The 23,839-nt window shown below is 66.0% G+C and carries 21 protein-coding genes; 18 read left to right on the forward strand and 3 right to left on the reverse strand.

Annotated features, from left to right (window positions below):
- Positions 1-164: 164 nt before the first annotated feature.
- The 9 genes from EDF58_RS11345 to EDF58_RS11385 all read left to right on the forward strand — a co-directional run bounded on the left by EDF58_RS11345 (position 165) and on the right by EDF58_RS11385 (position 9,902).
- Positions 165-1,373, forward strand: coding sequence for a MaoC family dehydratase N-terminal domain-containing protein (locus EDF58_RS11345; protein WP_132265517.1), 1,209 nt, complete (start codon positions 165-167; stop codon positions 1,371-1,373).
- A 10-nt stretch (positions 1,374-1,383) separates the two neighbouring features.
- Complete coding sequence (locus EDF58_RS11350; RefSeq protein ID WP_132265519.1) at positions 1,384-2,550, forward strand: CoA transferase; 1,167 nt, start codon at positions 1,384-1,386, stop codon at positions 2,548-2,550.
- Entirely contained in the window at positions 2,547-3,740 is a 1,194-nt protein-coding gene (locus tag EDF58_RS11355) for a CoA transferase (RefSeq protein WP_132265521.1), read from the forward strand. The genes EDF58_RS11350 and EDF58_RS11355 overlap by 4 nt, the downstream gene beginning before the upstream one ends.
- A 19-nt stretch (positions 3,741-3,759) precedes the next feature.
- Positions 3,760-4,635 (forward strand): NAD(P)-dependent oxidoreductase, encoded by an 876-nt coding sequence (locus EDF58_RS11360; RefSeq protein ID WP_132265523.1) that lies wholly within the window; start codon positions 3,760-3,762, stop codon positions 4,633-4,635.
- 25 nt (positions 4,636-4,660) lie between these two features.
- Positions 4,661-5,623 (forward strand): SMP-30/gluconolactonase/LRE family protein, encoded by a 963-nt coding sequence (locus EDF58_RS11365; RefSeq protein WP_132265524.1) that lies wholly within the window; start codon positions 4,661-4,663, stop codon positions 5,621-5,623.
- Positions 5,620-6,444: a MaoC family dehydratase N-terminal domain-containing protein gene (locus tag EDF58_RS11370; RefSeq protein WP_132265526.1), complete on the forward strand. Its 825-nt coding sequence runs from the start codon at positions 5,620-5,622 to the stop codon at positions 6,442-6,444. The genes EDF58_RS11365 and EDF58_RS11370 overlap by 4 nt, the downstream gene beginning before the upstream one ends.
- A gap of 13 nt (positions 6,445-6,457) precedes the next feature.
- Complete coding sequence (locus tag EDF58_RS11375; RefSeq protein ID WP_132265527.1) at positions 6,458-7,936, forward strand: aldehyde dehydrogenase; 1,479 nt, start codon at positions 6,458-6,460, stop codon at positions 7,934-7,936.
- Positions 7,937-8,027: 91 nt separating this feature from the next.
- Entirely contained in the window at positions 8,028-9,158 is a 1,131-nt protein-coding gene (locus EDF58_RS11380) for an aromatic ring-hydroxylating dioxygenase subunit alpha (protein WP_207912927.1), read from the forward strand.
- A gap of 30 nt (positions 9,159-9,188) precedes the next feature.
- Positions 9,189-9,902, forward strand: a complete 714-nt coding sequence (locus EDF58_RS11385) for a GntR family transcriptional regulator (protein ID WP_132265529.1) — start codon at positions 9,189-9,191, stop codon at positions 9,900-9,902.
- Between the two features lie 45 nt (positions 9,903-9,947).
- Here EDF58_RS11385 and EDF58_RS11390 read toward each other — a convergent pair whose 3' ends face one another.
- Entirely contained in the window at positions 9,948-11,600 is a 1,653-nt protein-coding gene (locus tag EDF58_RS11390; RefSeq protein WP_132265530.1) for an FAD-binding protein, read from the reverse strand.
- A gap of 286 nt (positions 11,601-11,886) precedes the next feature.
- Between EDF58_RS11390 and EDF58_RS11395 the strand changes: the two genes are divergently transcribed.
- From EDF58_RS11395 to EDF58_RS11430, 8 genes are all read left to right on the forward strand, one after another.
- Positions 11,887-12,369 (forward strand): hypothetical protein, encoded by a 483-nt coding sequence (locus tag EDF58_RS11395; RefSeq protein WP_243654195.1) that lies wholly within the window; start codon positions 11,887-11,889, stop codon positions 12,367-12,369.
- Between the two features lie 132 nt (positions 12,370-12,501).
- Positions 12,502-13,989 (forward strand): carboxylesterase family protein, encoded by a 1,488-nt coding sequence (locus tag EDF58_RS11400; protein WP_132265532.1) that lies wholly within the window; start codon positions 12,502-12,504, stop codon positions 13,987-13,989.
- Positions 13,990-13,998: 9 nt separating this feature from the next.
- Complete coding sequence (locus tag EDF58_RS11405) at positions 13,999-14,760, forward strand: glucose 1-dehydrogenase (RefSeq protein ID WP_132265534.1); 762 nt, start codon at positions 13,999-14,001, stop codon at positions 14,758-14,760.
- 269 nt (positions 14,761-15,029) lie between these two features.
- The gene (locus EDF58_RS11410) at positions 15,030-17,150 is read left to right on the forward strand and encodes a TonB-dependent receptor (protein WP_132265536.1); all 2,121 of its coding nucleotides are present in this window, start codon (positions 15,030-15,032) and stop codon (positions 17,148-17,150) included.
- A gap of 4 nt (positions 17,151-17,154) precedes the next feature.
- Positions 17,155-18,564 (forward strand): FAD-linked oxidase C-terminal domain-containing protein, encoded by a 1,410-nt coding sequence (locus tag EDF58_RS11415; RefSeq protein ID WP_132265538.1) that lies wholly within the window; start codon positions 17,155-17,157, stop codon positions 18,562-18,564.
- A 95-nt stretch (positions 18,565-18,659) separates the two neighbouring features.
- Positions 18,660-19,970, forward strand: a complete 1,311-nt coding sequence (locus EDF58_RS11420) for an MFS transporter (protein WP_132265540.1) — start codon at positions 18,660-18,662, stop codon at positions 19,968-19,970.
- 73 nt (positions 19,971-20,043) lie between these two features.
- Positions 20,044-20,820 carry an AraC family transcriptional regulator gene (locus EDF58_RS11425; protein ID WP_132266180.1) on the forward strand — a complete coding sequence of 259 codons (777 nt, stop codon included), beginning with the start codon at positions 20,044-20,046 and terminating at the stop codon, positions 20,818-20,820.
- The gene (locus EDF58_RS11430) at positions 20,817-21,536 is read left to right on the forward strand and encodes an FCD domain-containing protein (RefSeq protein WP_243654196.1); all 720 of its coding nucleotides are present in this window, start codon (positions 20,817-20,819) and stop codon (positions 21,534-21,536) included. The genes EDF58_RS11425 and EDF58_RS11430 overlap by 4 nt, the downstream gene beginning before the upstream one ends.
- Positions 21,537-21,556: 20 nt before the next feature.
- Here EDF58_RS11430 and EDF58_RS11435 read toward each other — a convergent pair whose 3' ends face one another.
- Positions 21,557-22,090: a GNAT family protein gene (locus tag EDF58_RS11435; protein WP_132265541.1), complete on the reverse strand. Its 534-nt coding sequence runs from the start codon at positions 22,088-22,090 to the stop codon at positions 21,557-21,559.
- A 57-nt stretch (positions 22,091-22,147) separates the two neighbouring features.
- The gene (locus tag EDF58_RS11440; protein ID WP_132265543.1) at positions 22,148-22,579 is read right to left on the reverse strand and encodes an SRPBCC family protein; all 432 of its coding nucleotides are present in this window, start codon (positions 22,577-22,579) and stop codon (positions 22,148-22,150) included.
- A 168-nt stretch (positions 22,580-22,747) separates the two neighbouring features.
- Here EDF58_RS11440 and dinB point away from each other — a divergent pair, with 168 nt between their 5' ends.
- Positions 22,748-23,830, forward strand: coding sequence for a DNA polymerase IV (gene dinB / locus EDF58_RS11445; protein WP_132265545.1), 1,083 nt, complete (start codon positions 22,748-22,750; stop codon positions 23,828-23,830).
- Positions 23,831-23,839 lie beyond the last annotated feature (9 nt).

The following is a 23,839-nucleotide window of genomic DNA, read 5'->3' on the forward strand; positions in this document are numbered from 1 at the left end:
CGGCCGAAGATTCATAGAATTGCGGAAATAGGCCTCTAACGCTCCAGCGATCATGCTTGTGGCCTACCTTGGCTGACGTGGACTCATGATGCGCTCCTGGATAATGCATTATCCATCAAATGCAGCCGGCAGCGAATGCGCTTGCCGCGATAGGGAGCCCAGCGATGACGGTGGAGTTGAAGGAAAAGGAAGTCGGCGGCGCGCCGGCGGAAGGCAAAATCACCCCCGAGGCGATCAAGGCGGCCGAAAACATGATCGGCATGCAGTTGCGCCCGGAGGGGCCTTATCTGCAGGACGCCACGGAAGACACGATCCGCAACTTCGGCAACGGCATCGGTGACCTCAACCCGCTTTACCGCGATCTGGAGAGTGGCCGCCTGACGCGCCACGGTTCGATGCTGGCGCACCCGAACTTCCCGATGGCCTTCGGCTGGGTCGGCCGCACCCGCTGGGGTCTGCCCGGCGTCCACGGCTTCTACGCCGGCAACGACTGGGAACTGTTCCGCCACATTCGCCCCGGTGACCGTATCAGCGCGATCGAGCGCGTGGTCGGCGTCGAAGTGAAGGAGAGCCAGTTCTCCGGGACGCTCGTGCTGCAATATGTCGAGGCGACCTATTTCAACCAGCGCGGCGAACTCGTCGCCAAGGCGCTGGGCACTTGCACCCGGCACGAGCGCAAGGCGGCGCGCGATGCGGGCAAATACGCGGACATCAAGACACACGAGTATACGCCGGAAGAGTTCGACCGGATCGACAACGCGATCCTCGACGAGGAAAAGAGCATCCGCGGCGGCAATGTGCGCTACTGGGAGGAAGTTCAGGAAGGCGAGCAGCTTCCCGAGATCGTGCGCGGCCCGCTCAGCCTGATGGACACGATGGGCTTCCTGGTCGGCTGCGGTCGCGGCCACACCCACGGCGTGATCTTCAAGAACGCGGTGAAGCATCCCGGCCACTTCTTCCGCAATCCCGAGGCGGGCGGCGGCATCGAATATACCGGCATCGGCCACCACCGCGAGTCCACCGCCAAGGAAGTGGGCGTCCCCGGCGTCTACGATTACGGCCCGCAGCGTTCGTCCTGGATGGCATCGATGGTCACCAACTGGATGGGCGACGCTGGCTTCCTCAAGCGCATCAAGACGCGCATGAGCCGCTTCAATACGATGGGCGACTGCACCTGGGCACGCGGCACCGTGACGCGCAAATATATCAAGGACGGTTATGCCTTGGTCGATATCGAGATCAAGGGCGAGAACCAGCGCGGCGAACTGACCACGCCTGGCCTGGCGACGGTGGTGCTGCCATCGCTCGATCCCAATACCAAGGTCTTCGTAGACGGTTCGGGTCTCGATCTCGAACTGCCGGTCGTGCGCTGAGGCAGGGGCAATGCCGGGGCAGGAAGATCAGGCGCCGCTGGCAGGCATAAGGATCGTCGCCATCGCCCAGGGCGTGGCCTCGGCCTATGCCGCACGGCTGCTGGCAACCATGGGCGCGCGCGTCCTGCTGGTGGAACCGGCCGGCGGCTCGCCGCTGCGCCGGGAGCCGCCCTTCCTCCCCGGACCATCCGGCGAAGAGACCGAGGTGAGCGCGCTCTTCGCCTATCTGGCGGCGGGCGTGGACAGCGCGGTGATCGATCTTGCGTCTTCATCGGGACGCGAGGCTCTGGACCAGCACCTGGCCGAAGCGGACATCTTCTTCGACGATACGCCGCCAGGCGAGCGCGCGGCGGTGGCTCTCGACGAGGCGGGCATTGCTGCGCGGTTTCCCCGCCTGCTGCATGTCTCGGTGCTGCCCTTCGGCGCGCAAGGCGACAAGGCTGGCTGGAAGGGCGCCGACCTGATCGTCCAGCACGCGGGCGGCGAGGGCAACCTGCTGCCGAACGGGCTTGCGGTCGAAATGTTTCCCGGCCGCGCGCCGCTCAAGATCGGCGGTCACTTCGGGGAGATGCAGGGCGGCATCGCCGCGGCTCTCGGCGCGCTTTCGGCGCTTTGGGCACGGCCGGAGGCGGGCGGGCAGGCCGTCGATATATCCAGCCAGGACGCGATGCTGGCGGTGGGCGCTTTCGCCATCCAGCGCCTAGGCGACGGTTCGGTGGAGCACCGGGTGGAGCGCAGCTTCCGCTACGGCGGGGTGATCCCCTGCGCCGATGGTCACCTTGAACTGTTGACCCTTGAGCAGCGGCAGTGGGATGGCCTGGTGCGGCTGCTCGGCAGCCCCGATTGGGCGACGGACCCTGCCCTGGCGAGCAGTATCGAGCGCGGGCGGCGCGGGCCGGAGATCAACCGGCATATCCGCGAATGGGCCAGCGTGCGGCGCGTGGACGACATCGTCGCCGAGGGCCAGAAGCTCGGCGTGCCCCTGGCGCGCTACAAGTCGCCCGCGGAAATCCTCTCGGGCGAACAGGAAGCGCATCGCGGCCTGTTCCAGTCGATTGACATGGGAGGCGCGGGCCTGCTCGATGTCCTTGTTTCACCGTTCCATTTTGGCGGCGCGGCGCTTTCGCTGCGAAGCGGGCCGCCTGCATTGGCCGGGATGCTGGAAGTGACGCCATGAGGCCGCTGCAAGGCATCCGCATCGCCGACTTCACCGTGCACAATGCCGGTCCCTTCTGCACGCACCTGCTTTCGCAGCTCGGCGCCGAAGTCATCAAGATCGAGAGCGCCATGCGCCTCGACGCTTTTCGCAAGCCGCACCCGGTCTACGGCCGCGAAGGGCCGGCGACTTTCGACCAGGTGGCTTCGAACAAGCTGTCCGTCCGCATCAACCTCAAGAAGGCCGAGGGCGTCGCCCTGGCCAAGCGCATCGTCGCGGCCAGTGATGTCGCCGCCGAGAGCTTTCGCCCCGGCGTGATGGACCGGCTCGGGCTTGGCTATGCCGACCTTTGCGCGGTGCGCGAGGATATCGTGATGCTGTCGGTCTCGTCCTCGGGGCAGAGCGGCCCGGATTCGCACTTTGCGGGTTATGCGCCGCTGTTCGGCGCCTGGGGCGGCCTTGGCGAGCTGACGGGTTACGCCGACGGGCCGCCGGTGGAGATCCGCCACGTTATGGACCATACGGTCGGCATGAATGCGGCAGTCGCGCTGATGGCAGCGCTGCATCGCCGCCGCGCGAGCGGGCAGGGCGTTCACGTCGACGTTGCCGCACGCGAAGTCGCCGCTTCGCTGGTCGGCGATCTGCTCCTGCTGGCGGCGGCAGGCGGCGCAACGGCGCGGATCGGCAATGCCCATCCCCGCATGGCGCCGCACGGCGTCTATCCCGCTGCCGGGGAGGACCGCTGGCTGGCGCTTGCCGTGGAGGACGATGCGGCCTGGACTGCGCTTTGCGGGGTGATGAAACGACCGGACCTTGCTTCGGACCCCCGCTTTGCGGACGGCGCCTCGCGCATTCGGCACCGCGAAACGCTGGACTCGATGGTCTCGCACTGGAGCGCCGGTGTCGAGGCGAACGCGGCGGCCGAACAGCTTCAGCATGCCGGCGTCGCCGCCCATGCCTCCTGGACCACGCCCGAAATCGCCGCGGACGCGCATTTGCGGCAGCGCGGAGCGATCGTTTCGGTGGCGGAGCCGGATGGTACGCTGCGCGCGGCAGTCGGCGTGCCCTTGCGCCTTTCCAAGGGGGAGGACATCGGTATCCTGCGCGGAACCCCTCGGCTGGGGGAGCACGAAGACTACGTTTACGGCGAGATCCTGGGCATGGGGCGCGCCGAGCGTCTCGCGCTCGAGGCGGCCGAAGTGATCCACTGATCGCGGGATGAGGATGGACATGAGCGAGACAGCAAGCCTGGGCTTCATCGGCCTTGGCGTCATGGGCAGCGGTATGTGCGCGAATGCCGTGAAGAAGCACGGCGCGCCGCTCCATGCCTTCGACATGAATGCCGAGGCGCTGCGGGCGCAAGTCGATGGCGGCGCGCGGGGCGCCGCTTCGGTGGCGGAAGTGGCGCGCGCGGCCTCGGTCGTGTTCCTCTCGCTCCCCGGCGGCAAGCAGGTGCGGGCGGTCTGCGCGGAAATCGCGGCCCATGCCGCGCCCGGGACGGTGGTGATAGACCTGTCCACCACGGCTGTGGCCGAAGCGCGCGACGTTGCAGACTTGCTGGCTGCAAGGGGCATCGCTTTCGCGGACGCGCCGGTGGCGCGCACGCGGCAGGCGGCCATCGACGGTACGCTCTCCATCATGGTCGGCGCCGATCCGGAACTCTTCGCGCGGATCGAGCCGCTGCTGCGTTACATGGGCTCCGACGTCACGCATTGCGGCGCGGTGGGCTGCGGGCAGGTGGTCAAGCTCATCAACAATACCCTGTTGTTCGAGCAAGTGGCCGCACTGGCGGAAATGTTCGTGGTGGCAGAGCGGGCGGGAGTAGCGCCCGCCAAACTGGTGGAGGCGGTTTCGCTCGGTTCGGGAGACAGCTTTGCGCTGCGGAACCACGGGCTCAAGGCGATGGTCCCGCGGGCCTTTCCGGCAAAGGCCTTTCCAATGGCCTATACGCTCAAGGACCTGGGCTACACGATCGAACTGGCCGAGGAGATGGGCGTCGAGCCCCGGCTGCCGCGCCTGGCCGCCGAATACTACCAGGCGGCAATCGACCAGGGCCTTGGGGAGAGTTACTTCCCCGGCGTGATCGAGGTGGTCGACCGCAGATAGCGGCGGCCGGATGGGAGAGAGCCCGATGCAGGAACGCAAGCTGGACTACCGCGTGGTCACGGAGGGACTGTTGTTCCCCGAAGGCCCCATCGCAATGGACGACGGCTCGGTGCTGGTCGTCGAGATCAAGGGCGGGCGGTTGATCCGGGTCTGGCCGGATGCGCGCAAGCAGGTCGTGGCCGAGCTGGGCGGCGGTCCCAACGGCGCGGCGATCGGCCCGGACGGCGCCTGCTACGTCGCCAACAACGGCGGCTTCCACTGGCTGACCGAGGACATCTTCGACACCCGTGGCTATATGCGGCCCCACGGCCGCGCGCACGATTATGCGGGAGGATCGATCCAGCGGGTCGATCTGGAGACCGGCGAGGTCACGACGCTCTACACCTATTGCGACGGCGTGCCGATCAATGGCCCCAACGACATCGTCTTCGACGCGAATGGCGACATGTGGTTCACCGACCACGGCAAGACTTACGGCCGCGTCATGGATAGCGGCGCCGTCTATCACGCGGCGGCGGACGGTTCGTGGATCCGGCAGGCGATATTCCCGATGGTGACCCCCAACGGCGCCGGGCTCTCGCCCGACGAGCGCACGCTCTATGTTTCGGAGACCGAGACCGGCCGCCTCTGGCGCTGGCCGATCTCCGGGCGCGGCGAAGTGTCGAAACAGGCATGGCCCTCCCCCAACGGCGGGATCCTGCACGGCCAGGCGACCGGCTACCAGCGCTTCGATTCCATGGCGCTGGAGGCCAATGGCAACATCTGCGTCGCGACCCTGGTGACCGGCGGCATCAGCGTATTTTCACCCGAAGGGGAGAAGCTGGAATATTGGCAGGGGCCGGAGCCCTACTGCACCAATATCTGCTTCGGCGGCCCCGCCATGAAGACCGCCTGGATCACCGTTTCCGGCCGCGGCCTGCTGATCGCGGTCGATTGGCCGCGCCCCGGCCTGCCGCTGCTGCACCAACGCATGGGAGTTACCGCTTGAGCGTCTACGAAGACTGGGTCGGCCGCAGCCAGACCGCGACCGACGTGCTCGATCCCGCCCGCAGCAATGCGCTCGACGTGGCGCTGGGCGGCGCGGGCGCTCTGACGGCGGGCGATGCGCTGCCCTTGCTCGACCACTGGCTGCACTTCTGGGACGTGAAGCCGCCGGCCGCGCTGGGCACGGACGGCCATCCTGCCAAGGGGGGCTTCCTGCCGCCCGTGCCGCTGCCGCGCCGGATGTGGGCGGGGGGACGCCTGACGTTCCTCCAGCCGCTTCACCTGGGCGAAACCGTCACGCGTACTTCGACGATCACGGCCGTCACTGAAAAGGTCGGGAAAAGCGGCACGCTCGTCTTCGTCACCGTCCGCCACGAACTGGATGCCGGAGGCGGCATCGCCGTCAGCGAGGAGCAGGATCTGGTCTACCGCGATCCCGCGCCCGGCGTCCTGCCGCTGCCGGTCGCGGTACCCGTGCCGGATGCGGCCTGGGCGGAAACGGTCGCGCCCGATCCGGTGCTGTTGTTCCGTTATTCCGCGCTCACCATGAACGGCCATCGTATCCACTACGACCGGCCCTATGCGATGGGCGAGGAAGGCTATCCCGCGCTGGTCGTCCACGGTCCGCTACAGGCGGCGCTCCTGATCCGACTGGCGGGCAAGGCACTTGGCCGGCCTGTCACCGGCTTCGATTTCCGCGGGCAGCAACCTGCCTTCGACGGCATCCCCCTGCACGTCTGCGGCAACGTGACGGACCAGGGCGGCGAATTCTGGACCCAGCAGGGCGAGGCGAAGAACATGATCGCCACCGTGCGCACCACCTGACCGGGAGAAGACGATGACCGAGACGTACCAGCTCCATATCGACGGCCAGTGGCGCGCGGCTGCCGATGGCGGCACGCTACCCGCCATCAATCCCTACGACCAGTCGATCCACGCCCATATCGCCGTCGCCACGGCCGAGGACGTCGAGGCCGCCATTGCCGCGGCGCGGCGGGCTTTCGATAGCGTCTGGAGCAAGACCACCCCGGGTGAACGGGCGAAGCTGCTCAACCGCGTGGCGGACCTGCTCGACGCCGATGCCGACCGGATGGCGTTGCTGGAAACCACCGACAACGGCAAGGTCATTCGCGAGACCCACAACCAGATGGGCTATGCCGCGCGGATCTTCCGGTACTATGCGGGCTGGGCCGACAAGATGCACGGCGATGTCGTTCCGCTGGACCAGAAGGACACGCTCGATTTCGCCATACGCGTGCCTTACGGTGTCGTGGCCTGCGTGACGGCGTGGAACTCTCCAGTGGCGATCCTGACGAACACGCTGCCGGCCGCTCTGGCTGCGGGTAATTGCGTGATCCTCAAGCCCAGCGAACATGCGTCCACCACCACGCTGGAAATGATGAAGCTGTGCGAGAAGGCAGGCTTTCCGGCAGGCGTGGTGCAGGTCGTTACCGGCGCGGGCGACGTGGGCGCGGCGCTGACGGGCAGCAGGCTGGTCGACAAGGTGAGCTTCACCGGCAGTCCGGGCGTCGGCCGCAAGATCGCGGCGGTGGCGGGCGGGAACCTCAAGCCGGTGACGATGGAACTGGGCGGCAAAAGCCCCAACATCGTGTTCGACGATGCCGATTTCGACCGCGCCCTGATCGGCGCGCTCGCGGGCATTTTCGGTGCGACCGGGCAGACCTGCATCGCCGGATCGCGTCTCCTGGTGCAGCGCGGCATTTACGAGCGCATGGTCGAAGGCCTTGCCGCGCGGGCGGCGCAGATCCGCATGGGTGACCCGCGCCTGCCCGAAACGGAAATGGGCACGGCGGCGAACGAGCCGCAGTTCGACAAGATCCTCTCCTTCATCGCAGCGGCCAGGGGCGACGGCGCCCGCCTTGTCGCCGGCGGCGGCCGGGCCGAGGGGGCGGGGCTGGAGAAGGGCTTCTTCATCGAGCCCACCATCTTTGCCGACGTGCGCAACGACATGAAGGTGGCTGCCGAGGAAATCTTCGGCCCGGTGCTGTCGATCATCCCCTTCGACGAGGAGGAGGAAGCCGTCTCCATCGCCAATGATACGCCCTATGGGCTGGCGAGCGGGGTCTGGTCGCAGGACATCAATCGCTGCCTGCGCATGATGCGTGCCGTGCAGTCTGGCGTGCTATGGGTGAACACCTACCGCGTGGCCGCGCCGCAGGCGCCCTTCGGCGGAATGAAGGACTCCGGCTTCGGCCGGGTGAGAGGCGAGGCGGGGATCCAGGAATTCCAGCAGACCAGAAACGTGTTCATCGATTTTTCGGGCGACCGGCGTGATCCCTTTTCCATGAAGTTCTGAAAATCTTCCCGCGCCTGCCGCGATCCGCTCCTTGACATTGGATCCAATAAATTCATTATTGGATCCAATAACGATTCACAGGAGCGGATGTATGGGCAGCGCAATGCAAGCAGGGCAGGGCCGGATTTGGCCGAAAGACGCGTGGTACGTCGCCTGCACACCCGATGAGATCGAAGACCGCCCGCTCGGCCGAACGATCTGCGGAGAGCGCATGGTGTTCTTTCGCGGGCCGGATGGCGTCCCCACGGCGCTGGAAGATTTCTGCCCTCACCGCGGTGCACCGCTTTCGCTCGGTTTCATGCGCGAGGGACGGCTGGTCTGCGGCTATCACGGGCTGGTGATGGACTGCCTTGGCAAGGCAGCGGAAATGCCCGGCCAGAAGGTCGGCGGTTTCCCGGCCGGCCGCCGTTTCGCCGTGATCGAGCGCTTCGGCTTCATCTGGGTGTGGCCGGGCGATCCCGAGGCGGCCGATCCTGCGCGGCTGCACCATCTGGAATGGGCGGAAAGCGACGATTGGGCCTATGGCGGCGGTTATTATCACATCGCCTGCGACTATCGCCTGATGATCGACAATCTGATGGACCTGACGCACGAGACGTATGTCCATGCCGCCAGCATCGGCCAGAAGGAAATCGACGAGGCGCCGGTCCGCACGCGGGCCGACGAGAATGAAGTGGTCACCAGCCGGTTCATGGAGGGGATCAAGGCCCCGCCGTTCTGGCGCATGGCGCTGCGCGGCGCCGGGCTCAGCGAGGATGCCACGGTCGACCGCTGGCAGGTCTGCCGCTTCTCGCTGCCCAGCCATGTCATGATCGAAGTGGGTGTGGCGCTTGAGGGCCAGGGCGGTTACGACGCGCCGGAAGCGGCCAAGGCCTCCAGCATCGTCGTGGATTTCATCACGCCCGAAACCGAGACCAGCCATCACTACTTCTGGGGCATGGCGCGCCGCTTCGCCGTCGAAGATGCGGCGCTTACGGACACCATTCGCGAAGGCCAGGGCAAGATCTTCTCGGAAGACCTCGACATGCTGGAGCAACAGCAGGCGAACCTGCTGCGCTGGCCGGAACGGCGCTTGCTGAAGCTCAACATCGATGCCGGCGGCGTGCGATCGCGCATGATGATCGACCGGGCCATCGCCGCCGAGAACGCGGAGCCGAACGGGGCGGCGAACGCGGGCGATCTGCCCGCCGAGCCGGTGCGGGAGGAAGCCGGCGGGGTTTGACAGTTCGCCTCGTGCCGACGAAAGCAGGCCATGGACGATGAATGGAATGCCCAAGCGCAAGGCGGTCGCCGGTTGAAGCCCGGCCAGCACGTCATCATCTCGTTGCGGCGGATGATCGCGGAAGGCAGTTTTCGTCCCGGCGAGCGGATCGCCGAGATCGCCACCGCAGAGGCCCTCGGCGTCTCGCGCATGCCGGTGCGCACGGCGCTGCGCGCGCTGGAGGCCGAGGGGCTGGTCGAGAAACTCGGGGCGCGCGGCTATGCGGCGCGCTCCATTTCCGCGGCCGACATTCACGGCGCGATCGAGGTTCGCGGCGTGCTGGAGGGCCTGGCGGCGCGGCGGCTCGCGGTACGGGGACTGACCCCGGCCGAAGACGCACGCTTTGCGGCCTGCCTTGCCGAGGGCGAGGCGATCTTCGCGAAAGGCACTCTGGCCCAGGGCGATGTCGATCGTTTCCACGACTACAATCTGGCATTCCACAACCTGCTGGTGGAGGCCAGCGGCAACCCTTCCATCGGCCAGGCGCTGGAGCGGAACGACCACTTGCCGTTCGCTTCGGCTGTTGCGCTCGCGCTGGAAAACGAGCCGGCCGACGAATTCGCTCACCTCCATTCGGCGCACCGCGATCACCTGGCGGTAATTGCCGCGATCAGACTGGGGGATGCGCCGGCCGCGGAGCGCGGCATGGCCGAACATGCCCGGGCGGCACTGGGCAGCGAGCGCCTGTTCCAGCGCTTTCGCTAAGGGAACCGGCGCTGGACAAGGTTGCGCCGGCCCGTCCGTCCCGCGTCAGTGATTGGGAATATACGTGCCGAGATGGCGCCCGGCGATATAGCCGAAAGTCATCCCCGGTCCCAAAGTGCCGCCCGCGCCGCCATAGGCCTCGCCCAGCACGGCCGCCATGGCATTGCCTGCAGCGTAGAGGCCGGGGATCGGATGGCCGCTCCAGTCCAGCACCTGGGCATCGGCATTGGTTTTGGGGCCGCCGGCAGTCCCGAGCGCACCGGACTCCATCTTGACGGCATAGTAGGGTCCCCGATCGATCACGCCCAGCGTCCGGTAAGGCGGGTCGAATTCGGCATCGCCCCACATATAGAAATTGTCGTAAGTGTTGTCGCCGCGGTTGAAGTCGTCGTCATGCCCCTTGCGCACCATGTCGTTGAAGCGGGCGACGGTGGCAGTCAGCCCCTTGGCGTCGATGCCTGCCTTTTCCGCCAGTTCCTCCAGCGTGTCAGCCTTCATCATGAACGACGGCGTGGGACCGCCCGGCGGCGTGTTGAAGGTCTGGTACTTTTCGCGGTAGCGCTGGTCGACGATCAGCCAGTAAGGCAGGTTGGCATAGGCGTGAGTGCCTGCGTCGAAGGCGTGCAGCGCCTTGCCCATCGCGTTGTAATTGGCGGCCTCGTTGACGAAGCGCTTGCCGGCGCGGTTGACGAGGATGGCGCCGGGACGGGCGCGTTCGTCGGAGCCGAGCAGGTAGTTTGGCTTGGCCGCGCGGTGCTGCGGCTCGAATTCGAGCACGCTCTGCTGCCAGAAGGCATGCTGCATGTTGCCAAGCTGCGCGCCGGCCTCGATCGCCATGAGCAGGCCGTCACCCTCGTTTTCCGGGACGCTTACCGGGCCGGTGAGCGGACCGCGCAGGAAGGTCTTCACCAGTGTCTCGTTCCATTCGAAACCGCCGGTGGCGATCACCACGCCGCGGCGCGCGCGCACGCGAAAATCGCGGCCATTGGCGTCTTCCGCCACGACGCCGACAACGCGGTCGCCGTCCTTCACCAGTTTGCGGGCGCGCTTTTCGAACTGGACGGGAATGTCGCGGTCCAGCACGGCCCGGAACAGCGATCCGGCCAGCGCCTGGCCCAGCCCCCGGTAGTCGCCGGCCTCGCGCTCCGCGAGTGTGGCTTCATCCAGCGTTCCGTTGATCGCTTCCATGAGGCTGCCGCGGACGGGATAGGCCATTTTCGTGGGATTGACCCGCGTTGCCCATTTGCCAAGTCTTTCGAAGGAAAAGGCATCGTTGTCCAGCGAGCGCCCGCCATCGGGTTTCGCGCCCGGCATATAGGGCTGATAGTCGGGAAAATCGGCGTAGGCATGGAAGCGCACCGGCGTCCTGTCGGCCAGATAGCGGATCATTTCCGGCCCGCATTCCATGAAGGCGCCCAGCGTATCGGGATCGAGCGCGCCCGGAGCCAGGGCATCGAGGTAGGCCACCACGTCTTCGTCGGATTCCGCGATACCGGCCTCGACCTGGTGATGGTTGCCCGGGATCCAGAGCATGCCTCCGGACATGGCCGTGGTGCCACCGACCATTCCGGTCTTCTCCAGGATGACGACATCCTTCGCGCCAAAATCGTGTGCGGAGATCGCCGCCGTCATGGCCGCGCCTCCGGATCCGAGCACCACGACGTCAGCTTCCAGGTCCCATTCGGGGACTTCGCCCATCCTTTGTCTCCCTTTTGCTTCGATTTTCCCGTGTCGATTTTTTTGGCGAGCGGCCCTGCCTCAACCCGGTCCTGCCGAGACTCGTTCGATGCGGGCGCTGCTTTGCGCACGAGACTAATGGCTGATTTTCTGAGCGTGACTGTCAGATTGAACAGGTCCCCGCATAGCCGCCGGGAGGAGCCAGCCTCGACCCGGTATTTCCCGCAAGCCACTGGAAAGAGAGGCGAACCCCGCCTATCCTGCCCGGCGATCGACCACCCCGGCAGCGAAGAAGGCAACTAAGGCGATGAAAGCCACTGCACTGCACATTCTCATGCCGCTCGTCCTGCTGGCGGCCAGCGGTCCCGCAGCGCAGGCGGACGAGGCGCCGCCGCGCGCCGTCAGCCAGGGCGAGGCGACCCGCATCCTCGACCAGCGAGGGGCGGAACGGCTTCTGGCGAACAAGGGTTTGACCCTGCAATGGATCGATTGGGATCGACGCGGCAGCGCCGATGTCCGGCGCGAGGGCGATGTGTGGAAGCTGCATGGCACCCAGGCGGAAGCAGGCGGGCCGGGCAGGCTGGTGCTGGACGGCACGATAACCGAGATCGGCGCCGATTACTTCACCTTCCAGGGCCGCATCAGCATTACGAACACGCCGGATCCCGGCCGCTCATGCTCGCAGGACAAGTCCTGGCACTTCGCTATCACTCAGAACCGCAGCTATTACCGGCTGCGGGAATTCGAATGGTGCGATGCGTTGACCGACTACATCGACATCTATTTCTGACCGCCCGGCGGCGTTCCTCGGCCGGAAGGCAATCGAATTGCGCCGATCTGCATAGTAAAAGCAGGTGGGAGGAGGACCCCAAGCCGCTATTCTCGCGTTGAAAAGCCGAGGAATGGCAGGGAGAAGGCAAGGGTGATCGTCCGGACAACAGCGGGAGCGATACGCGGCATCGTGGACGGAGGCGTCGCGCGGTTCAGGGGCGTGCCTTATGCGGCGGCACCGGTCGGCGCGGCCCGGTTTGCAATCCCGCGCGATCCGGCGCCATGGGACGGTGTGCGTGACGCTCTCGAACCCGGACCGAATGCCCCGCAGCGCGTCAAGGGGGTGCCCGGCCTCGACGCGGCGGCGCTTGTCGGAGAGGGCTGGCGGCACGGCGATGAATACCTGACGCTGGACGTATTCGCGCCCGGCGATGGCCAGGCCGAGGACGGCCGGAGAAGACCGGTCATGGTGTTTATCCATGGCGGCGGCTTCGTGATCGGCAGCAAGGACGCGCCGGTCCAGGACGGCAGCAGCTTCGCGCGGGACGGTATCGTCTTCATTTCGATAAACTACCGCCTGGGTGTCGATGGTTTCCTGCCCATTCCGGGCGTGCCCACCAATCTCGGTCTGCGCGACATGCTTTTCGCGCTCGAATGGGTGCGGTGCAACGCCGTCTCGTTCGGCGGCGATCCGGGCAATGTCACGGTCTTCGGGGAATCCGCGGGCGCCATGGCGATTGCCGATCTTGTGGCCTCGCCGCTCGCCAAGGGCCTTTTCCGCCGCGCCATCGTCCAGAGCGGGCACGGCCGCATGACCCGCGACATCGCGGTGGCGCAGCGGCTCGTCCGCAAGTTGGCCAAACTCCTGCGCATTTCCCCGGATGCGGAAGGCTATCGCAGTGTCGAGCCCGGCGAGACGTTGCTGGACGCGGTGGAGAAAGTCAGCCTGCCCACCACCCGGCTCGACTTGCGCGATGCCGAAGGACATGAACCGGTGTTCGGCATCAGCCGCTTCGTTCCGGTCCATGGCGACGATGTCCTGCCGTTGAAACCGCTCGATGCGCTGAAGGCCGGCACGGGCGCGGAAATAGACCTGCTGATCGGTACCAATGCCGAGGAGATGAACCTCTACTTCGTGCCGAGCGGCCTGCGCGAGAAGATCGGCAGGCTTCTGGCAACGTACGTGTTCCACCGCGTCCATCCGCATGCGCGCAAGCTGCTCAAGGCTTACGGCATGGGCCGCCGCGGGGTTAAGCCGGGCCATGCCTTCACAGATGCGGCGAACGATCTGGTCTTCCGCTGGCCGGCCCGCCGATTTGCCGAGGAACACCAGGGCCGAACGCATATGTACGAGTTCGAATGGCGCTCCCCGCTGTTCGGCGGGCTGGGCGCCGCCCACGCCATGGAACTGCCCTTCGTGTTCGACTCCCTAGCCACGACGACCGGTCCCGACGGTCTTTGCGGGGAAAATCCTCCGCAGGAACTGGCAGACCGCGTCCACCGCATCTGGGTGGATTTCGCCCGCGACGGCAGCCTGCCCTGGCGCGAATTCACCCGAGAGCATCGCGCCGTGTTCCAGCTGGAACGCGGCGAAGCTGTCGAGGAACCGCCGTTCCCGATCGCCCCCTTCCTTCCCTGAGGACCTTCCATGTATCTTGAACGCTTGAAACTGGACGGGCGCCGCGCGCTCGTCACCGGGGGCGCCAGCGGCATCGGGCTCGCCTGCGTCGAGGCGCTGGCCGAGATGGGCGCCGAGGTGGTGATCGCCGACTTGTCCGAGGCCGCCATCGAGAGCGCCCGTGGGACCATGCGGGAAAAGGGTTATGCCTGCGAGGGCCGTGTCATGGACGTGACTCACTCCGCCCGGGTAACCCAGGTCGCCGATGAACTGGGTGCGATCGATATCCTGGTGAACAATGCCGGCATTGCGCGCAGCGAGACGGCGGCCGAAACGGTCGAGGACGAGCACTGGCTCAACGTCATCGATGTCAATCTCAACGGCACCTTCTGGTGCGCCCGCGCTTTCGGCCGGCACATGCTCGCGGCCGGGCGTGGCAGCGTGGTCAATGTCGGGTCGATGAGCGGCTTCATCGTCAACCGGCCACAGGGTCAGAGCTATTACAACGCCTCGAAGGCGGCCGTCCATCAGCTCACGCGCAGCCTTGCCGCCGAGTGGGCGGACCGCGGCGTCAGGGTGAATGCCGTGGCGCCCACATACATCCGCACGCCGCTCAACGAGTTCGCCGACAAGCAGGGCGAGATGTATCGCCGCTGGATCGACTCCACGCCGATGGCCCGGCTCGGTGAAGTGGAGGAAGTGGCCTCTGTCGTCGCTTTCCTCGCTTCCGATGCGGCCAGCCTGATGACCGGCAGCATCGTGCTGGCCGACGGGGGCTACACCTGCTGGTAACCGCACGAGCACCAGCCATCTTCCACTAGCAACGTCATCCTGGATCCGTTTCAGGATGACGTTGTTTTGTCGGCGTTTTTCATGCGGGAAAACAGGCCTGCAAGCGCCAACCGTCTCCCTGCCGATGCCGATCGGTCAACACATTGCGCCGATCGGCAAACTCGAAATGACTCCCCAAGGACCTTTCAGATAGGTTAGACCTGTCTTATAGGTTGAATTGGCCGACTTGCCAGGCATGGACCTCGGCAGGCGGTAGCGAGGGAGGATCTATGAATCTCAGGGTTTGCCTGTCTGTCGGCGCATCGTGTCTGGCTCTGGCCGCATCGCCGGCTACCGCGCAGCAGGAGCGCGCACCGGCCGCTTCGGCCGATAGCGCCGCTCCCGAAATCGTCGTCACCGCCCGCAAGCGCACCGAGACCCTGCTCGACGTACCCGTCGCGGTCACGGCCGTCTCGGGAGACACGCTGGCCAAGCGCAACATCAATTCCGTGCGCGAGGCAGCGGTGCTGACGCCCGGCCTCAATATTAGCAGCGACGGCGCCGGCCGCGCGTTCGTTTCGATCCGCGGCGTCGGCGTAACGCTGGTCCAGTCGGTCCAGCCTGGTGTCGGGCTGTTCGTGGACGGCATCTACCGCCCCAATACCGCTTACCTCAACAATCCGCTGCTCGACGTCGAGCGGATCGAAGTGCTGCGCGGCCCGCAAGGCACGCTTTACGGCAAGAACACGCTGGGCGGCGCGATCAATGTCATCACCCGCCAGCCCGGCAACGAGTTCGAGGCGCGCGGACAGGCCAGCTATGCCGGGCCGGACGATTCGTGGCTGGTATCGGGCTCGGTCTCGGCGCCGATCGTCACGGACAAGCTGGCGGTTCGCGTCGGTGCCTCGCACCGCCAGCAGGACGGGTTCATCAACAACACCACGATCGGCGGCAAGTCGAACAAGTTCAACACGGACTCGGTCAGCGCCACGATCCGCGCGACGCCCACCGAAGACCTGACGCTGGTGGTCAACGGCTACTATGATTGGGTGAAGGGCACCAATGTCCCTTATGCTCGCGTCACCGGGCCCACCGACTATTCGCGCAGCAACCAGTTCAACACGCTGGGCACCACGACTTACAAGTATCGCGGCATCAACGCCAAGGTCGAGACGCCGATCGAGGCCATCGCCACTACCGTGACGCTCCAGGCCGCCTACGACGCGCGCAACAGCAGCGCGCCCGATACCGACGGTGACTTCGGCCCGCTCAACATCGTGCGCCAGGCCTCCAGCGACAGCCTGCGCACCAAGACGGTGGAGCTGCGCTTCGACACTAAGCTCAGCGACCAGCTCTCCACCCTGTTTGGCCTGTTCTACAGCCGCGAGGATACGCGCTCCAACCAGGCGACGCTGATCGTTCCCTTCAATCTTACCAATAACAACAGCAACCGGACCAAGGCCGACACGTATGCCGCGTTCGGTACGGTGTTCTGGAAGCCCAATCCCGACTGGGAAGTGGCGCTGGGCCTGCGTTATGACCATGAGGACCGCTCGGCGAGCGGCGCGATCAACGCGGGCGCCGCGGGCAGCGTCGGTCTCAAGTCAGACCAGGTCGAACCGCGCCTTTCGGTCACGCGCCACTGGACGCCCGAACTGATGACGTACGCCTCGGTCGCACGCGGCTATCGCGGCGGCGGGTTCAATGCGGTGACCGCGCCCGTCCGCAAGTACAAGGGCGACTCCGCCTGGACTTACGAAGTGGGCACCAAGTACGTTTCGGCCGACCGCAGCTTCACCCTTTCGGGCGATCTCTTCTACAACGATTACAGCGACTACATCGGCCTCAATTCCATCGCTCCGTCCTCGACCGGCGGCCTTGTCACCGTCGACCTCAATTCGGGCGATGTCGAAAGCTACGGTGCCGAACTGGAGTTCAGCTATCGGCCGGTTGAGCAATGGACGCTCTCGGGCGGCGCCACCTACATGCATGCGCGCCTGACCGACTCTTCGCAATATACCGAGGTTACCGGCCGTACGCTGGCCACCGACCGGCTGACCTTCCAGCCGGACTGGATGTTCAACCTCTCCAGCGATTACGTCGTGCCGATCGGCGCGGACAGCCTGACCTTCAATGCCAGCGTCAACGGCAAGGGCAGCCGCTCCGCCGCCAGCCTGAACCAGACGACGGCGACGATCCTGAAAAGCTACGTCCTGTTCAACGGCTCCATCACTTACCGGATGGAAAACGGGATCGAGCTTTCCGTGTTCGGCAACAACTTGTTCAACAAGAAGTATTTCGACTCCTACATCGAAAAGACCACTCTGGCGCTGGCGGGCCTGCCAGCATCGGATCTGGGCATCATCGGTGACCTGCGACGCTACGGCGTGCGCGCGAGCTTCCGGTTCTGATCCGATGGGCGCGTCTCCCCCCCAACCGCCCCGCAAGCCCCTGCCGGAGGGCTTCCTCGATAGCCTGCACTCAGCTTTCGGCGAACGTCTGGCTACAGGGGAAGCCATCCGCAGCCAGCATGGCCAGAGCGAGGCCCATTTCGAGCCCGCGCTGCCGGACGCCGTGGTCTTCGCCCGTTCGACCGAGGACGTGGTCGAACTGGTAAGGCTCTGCGTGGCGGCGGGCGTGCCGATCGTGGCTTATGGCGCGGGCACGTCCATCGAGGGCAATGCCTTGCCGGTACGGGGCGGCGTCACCGTCGATCTCAGCCAGATGGATGCGATCCTTGCAGTCAATGCCGAGGATTTCGATTGCACCGTCCAGGCCGGCGTTCGGCGCGAGCAGCTCAACGAACACTTGCGCGATCAGGGGCTGTTCTTTCCCATCGATCCGGGCGCCAATGCCACTATCGGCGGCATGGCGGCGACGCGGGCATCGGGCACCAACGCCGTGCGATATGGCACCATGCGTGAGGCGATCCTGTCGCTGCGGGTCGTTACGCCGGATGGCCGCGACATCCGCACGTCACGCCGGGCGCGCAAGTCGGCGGCGGGCTACGATCTCACCCGCCTGATGATCGGCAGCGAAGGCACCTTGGGCATCATCACCGAAGTGACCTTGCGCCTTCACGCCATTCCCGAAGCGATTTCCTCGGCCGTATGCAGTTTCGAGACGCTGGAAGGCGCGGTGGATACCGTGGTGCAGTCGATCCAGCTCGGCGTGCCGCTGGCGCGTGTCGAGATCCTGGACGACCTGCAGATGAAGGCGGTCAACCGCTGGTCGAAGCTCGACTACCCGGAACTGACCACGCTGTTCTTCGAATTCCACGGCTCAAGCCGCTATGTCGAGGAGCAGGTGGAAACCGTGCGCGAGATCGCCGACATGAACGGTGGCAGCGCCTTCCGCTGGTCCAACTTGCCGGAAGAGCGCTCGAAGCTCTGGAAGGCAAGGCACGAGGCCTATTACGCGGCCGTGAACTTGCGCCCCGGTGCGGTGGGCTGGGCCACCGACGTCTGCGTGCCGATCAGCCGCCTTGCCGAATGCATAACCGAGACCAAGCGCGACCTGGAAGGATCCAGCGTTCCGGGCACGATCCTGGGGCATGTCGGGGATGGCAATTTCCATGTCGTCTTCTCGATGGACCCCGATGCTCCCGCGGAGATGGAGGAAGTGGAGGCCATCAACGCCCGCCTGGTGGAGCGCGCGCTGGCGATGGACGGCACCTGCACCGGGGAGCACGGCATCGGCCTTGGCAAGCAGGACTGGCTTGTTGCCGAACTGGGCGAGGCGGTGGAGATGATGCGTCTCATCAAGCGGGCGCTCGATCCGCAGGACCTGTTCAATCCGGGCAAGATTTTCGCGTTTTCCGAGTGAAAACGCCTGAGCCACGTTCCGCCGGGTGGGGCGGAACCGCCCGGTCGCCTTTGGTACCCCCCAGGCGGCCGGGTGACCTTTCGGGATCGCAAGACATGACCAGCCTCACTCTCGAAGCGCCCCGTTCGGCGCCCTCCTTCCGCCACCGGCTGATGCCGCTGCTGATCCTGGCGCTCGCCATGGCCGGCGGCTTCACGATGATGGGTTCTTTCAGCATGGTGCAGGAAGGCGCCAAGGCGGAAATGGGGCTGAGCGACTATGCCTTGGGCCTTGTCCAGGGCGTTTCGGCAGCGGTGCCGCTGGTGGTCTTCTCGATCCCGATCGGCATTCTCGTCGACCGCCGCAACCGGGTTCGGCTGCTGCTTCTGCTGGGGCTGGTCTGGACCGCGGGCACGCTCTTGACCGCTTTCGCGCAGAACCTGCCGGTGCTGTTCCTGGCGCGGATGATGGCGGGCATCGGCACGACCGGTGCGTTGACCGCAGCACTTTCGCTGACCGCGGACCTCTGCGCGCCCGAGCAGCGGGGGCGGGCGATGCTGGTCGTGACACTGGGCAAGTGCCTGGGCCAGGCAGGTGCTTTCGCACTGGCGGGATGGCTGCTGGGCGCCATGATCCACGCGCCGCTTCCCTTCATGCACGGCCTCTCCCCATGGCGCGGAACCCACGTCCTGCTGGCCGCGATCAGCGTGTGCCTGATCCTGCCACTGCTCGCCTTGCGGGAACCCGAGCGCCACGAAGTGGAGGCGAGCATCCATGCGCCGTTCGCGGTCGTCGTCCACGAACTCTGGGCCAGGCGGGCGTTCCTGATCCCGTTGTTCATCGGGCAAGTGAGCGTGGTCATGGCCGATGCGGCCGCCAGCATCTGGGCCTCGCCGGTCCTGTCGCGCAGCTATGGCCTGGCGCCTGAGGCCTTCGCCGGATGGATGGGCGCGCTGATCTTTTCGGCCGGGCTGGTGGGATCGATCCTCGGCGGGCTTGCGGCGGATCTTGGTCAGAAGACCGGGCGTCGGGGCGGTTTGCTGATCGGCGCGGTTCTGGCGGCCGCGGCAGGCGTACCGGCGGCACTGTTTCCCATTGCCCCGAGCGTGCCGCTGTTCGCTGCTGCGGTAGGCCTGCTGATGTTCTGCGGTACGGTCACCGGGCTGATAACTTCGGTGGCTCTCACCGTGCTGATCCCCAACGAACTGCGCGGATTGTGCATCGGCGCCTTCATCGCCCTGGCCGGGCTGGTCGGCTTCGGTGTGGCACCTTCGCTGGTGGCCTGGGTCAGCGGCCTGCTCGGCGGCGAGGCGCACCTGGGGCAGGGGCTGGCGATCGTCGGCGCTATCGTAGGAGCCGTCTCGGTCCTGGCGTTCCTCCAGGCCATGCGCCGGGCGCCGCTTTCCGCGACCTTGGAACCTATCTGATAGCTCTTGCAGAAGCTGTCAGATAGGTTATCTTGCCAGAAGGAGAGGAGGGGCGATGGAAAACGAATCCCCAATGGCTGCGATCGAAGTGTCGCCGGAAATGGTCAGTCTGGTTGGAGCAGGCCCCGTGCTGCCGCTCGATGCGCTGTCGTCCCCAGCCGCGCCGGTCGCTTTCGTGGTCACGTTTGGCTCTGCGGGCATAGCAGCGACCTTGCGCTACCTGGCCGCCCCCGATTGCCCGTCTCTGGACGCCGAGCGGCAGGAACGGGTGATCCTGCTGGTGGCACGCGCCGCTTGCGAGCGGATCCTGGGCGCGGCCTCGCTGCCCGCCGACGGTGCGCTCCATCACCTCCCGGCAGACTTGCGGGCCATAGCCCTGGCCATTCGCGATTGCGACCTGCCGGAAATGGCGCGCACGCCTTATCGTCTGGCCAAGAGCATCGAACTGCTTTGCGATATCCTGCGCGCGCAAGGGCAGGGCGATCTCGTGCCCGTCAGCCAGGACCGCGTAATTTCCAGCGCCGATACCCGCCGGCTTCTGGCCGCGCGCCGCATCATCGAGGAACGCTGGGCGGAAAAGTTGACGCTCGACATGATCGCCCGCGCAGCCGGTCTCAACCGCGCCAAGCTCACCCGCGGTTTCCGCGAGATGTTCGATTGCAGCGTGGCCGACGCCCTTGCCGATCAACGGCTGCGCCGGGCGGGACAGATGCTGCTGTCCACCGATCTGCCGGTCTCTTCCATCGGCTATCGCTGCGGCTATCTCAACAATGCCAGTTTCACCCGCGCCTTCGCCCGCAAGTTCGGGCAGGCGCCCACTTACTACCGCGCAGGGAGACTGGCCGCGTGACGACACGGACGCTGGAAGGGCGAATGGCGGAGGGCGGCGGCTCGCTGGTGGAGCAGGCGGTTCAGGCCGTGCGCGGTCATATCCGTTCGAACGACCTCAAGGTGGGCGATACCCTGCCGGGTGAGGGGCAGTTCGCTGCCGATCTCGGTGTCAGTCGCGCCGTCATGCGTGAGGCTTTCGGCGCATTGGCTGCCCTGCGCCTGATCGACGTGGGCAATGGCCGACGTCCCCGCGTCGGTGCGATCGACGGCTCGGTGATCGGCACCTCGCTGGACCATGCCGTGGCGACATCGCAGATCAGCGTGGCCGAAGTATGGGACGTGCGCCGCACCGTCGAAGTCCGCATCGCCGCGCTGGCGGCCGAGAAGCGCAGCGACCTTCAGGCCGAGCAGATCCTCGCTCTCTCGGAATCCATGGCCCGCGCCGATGGCAACATGGCACAGATAACGGCCTTCGATACCGCCTTCCACCAGGTGATCGCGGCCGCCTCGGGCAATTTCCTGTTCAGCCAGATCGTCCGCTCTTTCGAGCCGCAGATGGAGTTCGCCGTGCCGCGCGCCTGGGATACCCGGCGGACCGAGGAGGAGAAGGCGGCGATCCTCAGTCTCCACCGCCGCATCGCCCAGGCCATTGCCGACCGTGATCCGGACGCGGCGGCTGCGGCCATGACCGCCCATTTCGACGCATCGATCGGCGATCAGCTGCTGAACGGATAGGGCCGGGCTATCCGCTCCGTTTAGCCGTGCCATTCCGAGGCGAGCAGGCCAAAGATCAGCGAATCGCGAATGCCGATGTGAGTGTGCCATTCGCCGCGCAGATGGCCTTCGAGCCGGAAGCCCAGGCTTTCCAGCAGGGCAATCGAACCGCGATTGTCGGGGTCGGTATCGGCGAAGACGCGCCGCTGGCCCTCCGCGAAAAGCTGTCCGATCACGGCGGCCACGGCCTCGCGGCCGATCCCGCGGCCCTGCGCCTCCCGCGAGAGGAGATAGCCGATCTCGCTGACACCTTGCCGCTTGCTCCCGGCCGAGACGAAGCCGATGGCATGGCGGCTTCCAGTCTCCAGGATCGCCCAGGTTCGCCACGATCCGGCTTTCTCCAACCCGAAATCCTCGCGCAGTTCGCGCGGGCCGGCAAAAGGCGCTCGGGACCACCATGTCATGATCCCCGGATCGGACATCGCCGGGAACAGGGCTTCGGCATCGTCAGGCGTCCGCCCGCGCAAGGTCAGCCGCTCGGTGACGATGACGGGCAGTGCCTGGTTCTCGCTCACCGCTTGATCTTTCGATGTCACCCTGTCGTCCCCCGCCTGGCCGGATGCGTAACCTTATCACCGTTCCGGTCGATCTCGCCATTCGGCGCTTTCCCCCTCCAGCAGGCGTTTGAGCGCCTTGAGATCCTTCGTGACCGTGGCGGCGTCCGCAAAGAAGTCCTCGTCGGACATGCCGGGCTGACGAAACAGCAGGAAGACAACTTCGGTCCCCTCGCCATTGGCGACGAGGCGCAGGGGTATGTAGATTTCCGGCTTGCCGGGCAGGGATACCCAGTGATCGAGCACGCCGAAAGCATTGGGCGGACTGAACCGCACGGTGGCCGTGCCTGCGGGCGTTTCGGCCAGCCAGCGCGCGCCGTCCCGGTGCAGCGAGGATGACATGCCGGAGGCCCATTCCGGAAAGTTTTCAGGCAGGGATGCGAAGGCATAGGCCGCATCGAACGGGCAGTCGATCGTGCGTGTAATGGCGCGCGCGTCAAGGATCGTCATGGTCGGCTCCAACGGGGCAGCGATGTTCCCGAGATAGTCGGTGAGATAGGTATTGCCTGCGCCTTTCGCTTGCCGACGAAAAGGCAGCCGTGCCGGAAATCCGACGGATCGAACAGTCCGGGCACGTCATGTGTTCACATTTTGTTCGCGCAGTGCTAGGCCCCCCATATGCCGGATGCTGCGGACAGGAAGATCATTCACGTCGACATGGACGCATTCTTTGCGTCGGTCGAGCAGCGGGACGATCCTGCACTGCGGGGAAAGCCCGTGGCGGTCGGCCATGCTGCTGCGCGGGGCGTGGTGGCGGCGGCCAGTTATGAGGCGCGCAAGTTCGGCGTGCGCTCTGCGCTGCCATCGGTCACGGCGCTGCGCCGCTGCCCGGACCTGCTGTTCGTGCCGCCGCGTTTCGACGTCTACAAGGCCGTGTCGCGGCAGATCCACGCGATCTTTTCGGACTATACCGATCTCGTCCAGCCGCTCTCGCTCGATGAGGCTTATCTCGATGTCACCGCCAATCGCCGCGGCCTTCCCACCGCGTGGAAGACCGCAAAGGAGATCCGCGCGCGCATCCTGGAGGAAACCGGGCTGACCGCTTCGGCGGGCATTTCCTACAACAAGTTTCTCGCCAAGCTGGCGTCGGACCAGCGCAAGCCGAACGGGCAGTTCGCGGTGACGCCCGACATGGGGGCGGACTGGGTGGAGACGCTGCCGGTGAAGCGCTTCCACGGCGTGGGGCCGGTCACGGCGGCCAAGATGGAGCGCCTGGGCATCGAAACGGGCGCAGACTTGCGCGTCAAGTCGCTGGAATTCCTGCAGCGGCATTTCGGAAGCTCCGCCGAATGGTACTTCCGCATCGCGCGCGGCATAGACGAGCGGCCGGTCAATCCGGATCGTGAGCGCAAGTCCTCCGGCTCGGAAACCACGTTCGATCGGGATCTCACGCTCGACGCCGAGATCGAGGCCGGTGTGCTCGGTCAGGCTGACGATGTCTGGGCCTGGTGCGAGCGGGCGCAGGCCTTCGGACGCACGGTGACGGTCAAGGTCAAGTACGGCGATTTCCAGCTCATCACCCGCAGCCGCACCCAGCCCGGCGTCGTCCGCCGTCACGAGGACTTGCGCGAGGCGAGCCTCGCGCTGATCCGCTCCGTCCTCCCGACCGACAAGGGCATACGCCTGGTGGGCGTTACCGTTTCGAACTTCGACAAGCCCGAGGAAGAGGAAGCGGCCTTGCCGCTGTTCGGCACCCGCTGACCGCCATGC

This window comes from Novosphingobium sp. PhB57, assembly GCF_004342985.1.
Classification (GTDB): domain Bacteria; phylum Pseudomonadota; class Alphaproteobacteria; order Sphingomonadales; family Sphingomonadaceae; genus Novosphingobium.

Coding starts and splice junctions, on each gene's coding strand:
- EDF58_RS11375 (WP_132265527.1), top strand. CDS start 6,458: ATGACCGAGACGTACCAGCTCCATATCGACGGCCAGTGGCGCGCGGCT.
- EDF58_RS11395 (WP_243654195.1), top strand. CDS start 11,887: ATGAAAGCCACTGCACTGCACATTCTCATGCCGCTCGTCCTGCTGGCG.
- EDF58_RS11425 (WP_132266180.1), top strand. CDS start 20,044: ATGGCTGCGATCGAAGTGTCGCCGGAAATGGTCAGTCTGGTTGGAGCA.
- EDF58_RS11345 (WP_132265517.1), top strand. CDS start 165: ATGACGGTGGAGTTGAAGGAAAAGGAAGTCGGCGGCGCGCCGGCGGAA.
- EDF58_RS11365 (WP_132265524.1), top strand. CDS start 4,661: ATGCAGGAACGCAAGCTGGACTACCGCGTGGTCACGGAGGGACTGTTG.
- EDF58_RS11360 (WP_132265523.1), top strand. CDS start 3,760: ATGAGCGAGACAGCAAGCCTGGGCTTCATCGGCCTTGGCGTCATGGGC.
- EDF58_RS11385 (WP_132265529.1), top strand. CDS start 9,189: ATGGACGATGAATGGAATGCCCAAGCGCAAGGCGGTCGCCGGTTGAAG.
- dinB (WP_132265545.1), top strand. CDS start 22,748: ATGCCGGATGCTGCGGACAGGAAGATCATTCACGTCGACATGGACGCA.
- EDF58_RS11350 (WP_132265519.1), top strand. CDS start 1,384: ATGCCGGGGCAGGAAGATCAGGCGCCGCTGGCAGGCATAAGGATCGTC.
- EDF58_RS11420 (WP_132265540.1), top strand. CDS start 18,660: ATGACCAGCCTCACTCTCGAAGCGCCCCGTTCGGCGCCCTCCTTCCGC.
- EDF58_RS11415 (WP_132265538.1), top strand. CDS start 17,155: ATGGGCGCGTCTCCCCCCCAACCGCCCCGCAAGCCCCTGCCGGAGGGC.
- EDF58_RS11405 (WP_132265534.1), top strand. CDS start 13,999: ATGTATCTTGAACGCTTGAAACTGGACGGGCGCCGCGCGCTCGTCACC.
- EDF58_RS11355 (WP_132265521.1), top strand. CDS start 2,547: ATGAGGCCGCTGCAAGGCATCCGCATCGCCGACTTCACCGTGCACAAT.
- EDF58_RS11410 (WP_132265536.1), top strand. CDS start 15,030: ATGAATCTCAGGGTTTGCCTGTCTGTCGGCGCATCGTGTCTGGCTCTG.
- EDF58_RS11440 (WP_132265543.1), bottom strand. CDS start 22,579: ATGACGATCCTTGACGCGCGCGCCATTACACGCACGATCGACTGCCCG.
- EDF58_RS11390 (WP_132265530.1), bottom strand. CDS start 11,600: ATGGGCGAAGTCCCCGAATGGGACCTGGAAGCTGACGTCGTGGTGCTC.
- EDF58_RS11380 (WP_207912927.1), top strand. CDS start 8,028: ATGGGCAGCGCAATGCAAGCAGGGCAGGGCCGGATTTGGCCGAAAGAC.